5 protein-coding genes and 4 tRNA genes are annotated in these 4,865 nt (G+C 42.4%); 2 read left to right on the forward strand and 7 right to left on the reverse strand.

Annotation, left to right across the window (positions count from 1 at the left end; translation table 11 throughout):
- The 5 genes from CLR69_RS22715 to CLR69_RS22735 form a co-directional block, all read right to left on the reverse strand.
- On the reverse strand, positions 1 to 163 hold a 163-nt coding region (locus tag CLR69_RS22715), incomplete at its 3' end, for a GTP-binding protein (RefSeq protein ID WP_234357886.1).
- Between the two features lie 108 nt (positions 164 to 271).
- Positions 272 to 347, reverse strand: a tRNA-Thr gene (locus tag CLR69_RS22720).
- Between the two features lie 6 nt (positions 348 to 353).
- Positions 354 to 428 (reverse strand) — tRNA-Gly (locus CLR69_RS22725).
- A 129-nt stretch (positions 429 to 557) separates the two neighbouring features.
- Positions 558 to 642: transfer RNA gene (locus CLR69_RS22730), tRNA-Tyr, on the reverse strand.
- A 17-nt stretch (positions 643 to 659) separates the two neighbouring features.
- Positions 660 to 735: transfer RNA gene (locus tag CLR69_RS22735), tRNA-Thr, on the reverse strand.
- Positions 736 to 1,064: 329 nt separating this feature from the next.
- Between CLR69_RS22735 and CLR69_RS22740 the strand changes: the two genes are divergently transcribed.
- Positions 1,065 to 1,592, forward strand: a complete 528-nt coding sequence (locus tag CLR69_RS22740) for a GNAT family N-acetyltransferase (protein WP_131535257.1) — start codon at positions 1,065 to 1,067, stop codon at positions 1,590 to 1,592.
- A 230-nt stretch (positions 1,593 to 1,822) separates the two neighbouring features.
- Positions 1,823 to 2,773, forward strand: coding sequence for a type I pantothenate kinase (gene coaA / locus CLR69_RS22745; protein ID WP_129710387.1), 951 nt, complete (start codon positions 1,823 to 1,825; stop codon positions 2,771 to 2,773).
- 29 nt (positions 2,774 to 2,802) lie between these two features.
- Here coaA and birA read toward each other — a convergent pair whose 3' ends face one another.
- On the reverse strand, positions 2,803 to 3,762 hold the full coding sequence (gene birA, locus CLR69_RS22750) for a bifunctional biotin--[acetyl-CoA-carboxylase] ligase/biotin operon repressor BirA (RefSeq protein ID WP_129710385.1): 960 nt from the start codon (positions 3,760 to 3,762) through the stop codon (positions 2,803 to 2,805).
- Positions 3,759 to 4,796, reverse strand: coding sequence for a UDP-N-acetylmuramate dehydrogenase (gene murB / locus CLR69_RS22755; RefSeq protein WP_131535258.1), 1,038 nt, complete (start codon positions 4,794 to 4,796; stop codon positions 3,759 to 3,761). Before murB ends, birA begins: the two co-directional genes overlap by 4 nt.
- Positions 4,797 to 4,865 lie beyond the last annotated feature (69 nt).

Consider the following 4,865-nt stretch of genomic DNA (forward strand, 5'->3'; position numbering starts at 1 on the left):
CCGGTGCGTTATCGATCTGGTCGAATGCACGCGCGTTACCACCGTAGGTTTTAGCCAGAACGGTAGTGATTGCAGCGGTCAGCGTTGTTTTACCATGGTCAACGTGGCCGATAGTACCGACGTTAACGTGCGGTTTTGTACGTTCAAATTTTTCTTTAGACATCGATTGTCCCTCTAAGACACGGATAAATCGGTGGTATCACCACATCAACCAAGCTATAAGCTTGCTGAATTTATTCACAGAAAGAAAATCAGGAGGAGGAAAAGGAAGTGGTGCTGATAGGCAGATTCGAACTGCCGACCTCACCCTTACCAAGGGTGCGCTCTACCAACTGAGCTATATCAGCACATCTTGGAGCGGGCAGTGGGAATCGAACCCACATCATCAGCTTGGAAGGCTGAGGTAATAGCCATTATACGATGCCCGCATCCTGGAACTCGGCTACCTAATTTTTCTGTAGATTTTGAATTCGGGGAATAATGTTTATAGACCCCGCCTTCGTCGATCCGGTTTAGTCTTACTACCGTATCGAGTATCTTGTTACCAAGATTGAATTTGGTGGTGGGGGAAGGATTCGAACCTTCGAAGTCTGTGACGGCAGATTTACAGTCTGCTCCCTTTGGCCGCTCGGGAACCCCACCTGATTTTGTGTACTTGATGGTGCCGGCTACCGGAATCGAACTGGTGACCTACTGATTACAAGTCAGTTGCTCTACCTACTGAGCTAAGCCGGCTTCAAGTGCTGCGCATTCTAGGTAGACAGAACGCTCGATGCAACAAAAAAATTGCGTAAAATGCGCTATCGCTTAGATTTTATCCAAATTAAGCCATAAATCTAGAGCGCCAACGAGAATTAGCACAAAGAATCATCAAGTTTACCCAACAAAATGAAGAGTTCACAATTAAACTGCCCACATTCCCTTTGCACCAAAAATACATTTTCTGCCCTTTAGAAGAGCAGTCTCTGCACTGACAGGTGCTATTTTGCTCGTTTTTCTAAGAAAATAGACTTGGAATAAATTTTGCTTGTTAGAAGCAAACCTCTGTCGACAGGCAAACTATGATGAAAACAGTTCAACTCAATGCCGCGACCTTACCAATCTATCGCGAAGAGCTGGCCAATCTACTGATAGATGCAGTAGAGAAAGGCGCTTCTGTTGGATACCACTCGCCACTACTCTACAAGGAAGCCATAGAATATTTTCATAGCTTGCAAACATCTGTCGCTAGCGGCGAACGCATCCTATGGATAGCACGCGATAACAAGGGTATCGCCGGAAGCGTACAGTTAGAGTTGTGCCAAAAATCAAATGGAAAAAACAGAGCTGAAATTCAAAAATTATTGGTTCATAGTCGCACAAGGAGAACCGGTATAGGCCGACAACTCATTCAGTTATTAGAAAAAAGTGCGCTTTTTCAACAGAGGGGACTACTTTATTTAGATACCCAAGCAGGCTCCCACGCAGAAGCGTTCTACCGTGCTATGGGATATCGCCATCTGGGAGAATTGCCGGACTATGCTTGCACACCTGATGGTCATTACCACCCGACCGCCATCTACTATAAGCGCCTCTTTGCTGTGAATGGCTAGGTAAAACAATCACCAGCTAACAGCTACCCGATGTACAAACGCATAAGCATCGGGATGAGGAACCTATTTTCTCTTCTTATTTCTATCAGCAAAGTGTTAACCTGCCCATTATCAAAAATTTATTACACAAGAGAAGGTTCAGCGATCACTGCGTTGGCTAAGCTAATAGCACGCTTTCTCGCTGTCTGAGGGTCCCTTTTCTTACCTGTTAAGCAGGCAGAACACGACTTATGAGCAATAGAGAGCAATCTTTGGCCACGCCATATCTACAATTTAACCGCAGCCAATGGGCCGCCTTGCGCGATTCTGTCCCGTTAACGCTGACAGAAGAAGAGATCGTTAAACTCAAAGGGATTAATGAGGATCTTTCATTAGACGAGGTTGCAGAAATCTATCTGCCTTTATCTCGCCTGCTCAATTTTTATATCAGTTCTAACTTACGACGCCAAGCTGTACTTGAGCAGTTCTTAGGGACCGATGGCCAAAAAATACCTTATATAATCGGTATTGCTGGCAGTGTCGCCGTAGGAAAAAGCACCACAGCACGTGTACTCCAAGCATTATTGAGCCGCTGGCCAGAACATCGCAGTGTAGAGTTAATTACAACCGATGGATTCCTTCATCCAAATAAGGTGTTAAAAGAACGTGATTTGATGAAGAAAAAAGGCTTTCCGCAATCATATGATATGCATAGCTTGGTGAAATTTGTTTCTGATATAAAATCAGGAACACATAAAGTCACCGCTCCAACATATTCCCACTTGATATATGATATTGTTCCCAATAATAATAAAGTATTGGAGCAACCTGATATTTTAATATTGGAAGGCTTAAATGTCTTACAAAGCGGAATGGACTATCCACATGATCCACATAGGGTTTTTGTTTCTGACTTTGTGGATTTCTCTATCTATGTCGATGCCCCTGAAACACTGCTACAAAAATGGTATATAAATCGCTTCTTAAAATTTAGACAGGGTGCATTCTCAAATCCAAATTCGTATTTTCATAATTATGCAAAACTAACGGAGGAAGAGGCTATCGGTATTGCCTCTCAACTATGGAAGGAAATTAACGGACTGAATTTAAAAGAAAACATTTTACCTACTAGGGAAAGAGCTAGTCTTATTATGACAAAAAGCGCTAACCACGCAGTCGACTGTGTGCGATTAAGAAAATAAATATATAAAAATGGGGATAACCCCCATTTTTATGCACCACGCAGAGAAATTTCCCCACCAATATATGGCGTAACCACACCATCAACTTCTAATAACAGTGCACCTTGGTGATCTATTCCGCGGTCAATTCCATATATTTCACGGTTTCCGATAATTAAACGGACTGGGCGATTGAAGTAATTATCCAATTTTTCCCATCTGTGAATAAATGGTTCGAGGCCTTCTAGTTCAAAAATAGCCAAAGAACCTCTTAATTCAGAAATGAGTGTCGAAGCAAGTGTATTACGATTAATGTCTATACCCGCTTCTTGTAAATTTATCCAACCTTGATTAATCGCATCTGGAGCTGGATCTCTCATTTGTAAATTAATACCCGCTCCAATTACCAAGTTAGCAGCATCACCAGTTTTCCCCGTAAGCTCGACAAGAATACCAGCTAACTTTCGATCTTTTAAATATAAATCATTGGGCCATTTGACCCGCACACCATCAGCACCAAGCTTATGTAGCACTTCAGCCATTACGATACCGATTACCAAACTAACCCCAACAGCCGCAGCAGGCCCCTGCTCTAAACGCCAATATAAAGACAAATATAAATTCGCACCAAAGGGGGAAAACCATTGTCGGCCCCGCCTGCCGCGGCCAGATTGTTGATATTCGGCAATACAAGCATCACCGGAGGATAATGTGTCCAGTCGTTCTAAAATGTACTGGTTAGTAGAATCAACAACAGGTAAAACCGTCACTCCACCTTTCGGTAAGTGCTGAATGATTATTTCCTCATCTAGTAACTGCATAGGAACAGGTAAAGAATAACCTTTACCTGTTACAGTAAATACGTCAATTCCCCAATCACGTATAGTTTGAATATGTTTATTGATCGCAGCTCGACTCATCCCCATCATTTCACCCAGCACTTCACCGGAATAAAATTCACCATCAGAGAGAATCTTAATTAATTTCAGAGGAACCGTAATATCTTTCATGATAATACCTCGATAGCATTAACCTCACCATATGCAGCAATAAAGCGGACTTCAGGTTCCAGTTGTATAGAGAACTTTGCAGCGACCTGATTGCGGACATAACGAGCTAACTCGACAATATCTGAACTTTTTGCATTACTCTTATTGATCAGAACTAATGCCTGGTCCTCGTGAACAGCAGCACCACCGAGTTGAAATCCTTTAAGCTTGCACTGATCAATTAACCATCCAGCGGCCAATTTAACATTCCCGTCAGCTTGTAAGTACTGAGGTGCATTCAGGTACTCTCGTAAAATATGCTCAGCATGTTGTTTTGTAACTATTGGATTTTTGAAAAAGCTACCTGCATTACCTGTCACGATAGGATCAGGGAGCTTGCTTCGACGCATGTGACATACAGAGTCAAATACCTGCTGGGGCGTAACTGTTGTAGGATTGAGTTTTGTCAAATCGCCATAGTTCAGTATCGGATTCCACTCTTTTTTTAGAAAAATCCCCACTGCGGTAATTGCAAATCCAGAACGATACTGATGTTTAAATATGCTGTCACGGTAACCGAATTGACATTCTTCAGCAGTAAGACGCGTAGTTTTACCCTCTGTCAGATCCAATAATTCAACATAATCACAGACATGTTGTAATTCGATACCGTACGCACCAATATTCTGTATCGGTGCAGACCCTACACATCCGGGAATTAACGCTAAATTTTCTAACCCAGGAATGCCACATTTAAGCGTATATTCGACTAATTTATGCCAATTCTCACCAGCACCGACGTGAAGATACCAGCCATCGCTTTCTTCGCGAACATCTATACCTTTGAGTCGATTTAACAGAACTGTGCCTGAAAAATCTTCCAGAAAAAGAACATTACTCCCTTCACCTAGCAATAAAACTGGCTCTTGTGATGCACTGGCGACGCGCCACCCTTCAATCAATTTATCCTGAGTATCTGCAACCGTAATACACGATGCAGAAACAGATAATGAGAAAGAGTTATAAGACTTCAATGAAATAGCACTTGGCGCCATAGTAGAAATACCAACTAATTTAGATACCATATAGTCTACCTGATCTACGCAAGATACCGACGGTCTTTT

It is taken from the genome of Pectobacterium zantedeschiae (genome assembly GCF_004137795.1).
Taxonomy (GTDB): Bacteria; Pseudomonadota; Gammaproteobacteria; order Enterobacterales; family Enterobacteriaceae; genus Pectobacterium; species Pectobacterium zantedeschiae.

What these genes read in the sequence shown, in the direction of transcription:
- CLR69_RS22740 (WP_131535257.1), top strand. Translation starts at nt 1,065, where the DNA reads ATGAAAACAGTTCAACTCAATGCCGCGACCTTACCAATCTATCGCGAA.
- coaA (WP_129710387.1), top strand. Translation starts at nt 1,823, where the DNA reads ATGAGCAATAGAGAGCAATCTTTGGCCACGCCATATCTACAATTTAAC.
- birA (WP_129710385.1), bottom strand. Translation starts at nt 3,762, where the DNA reads ATGAAAGATATTACGGTTCCTCTGAAATTAATTAAGATTCTCTCTGAT.
- murB (WP_131535258.1), bottom strand. Translation starts at nt 4,796, where the DNA reads ATGGCGCCAAGTGCTATTTCATTGAAGTCTTATAACTCTTTCTCATTA.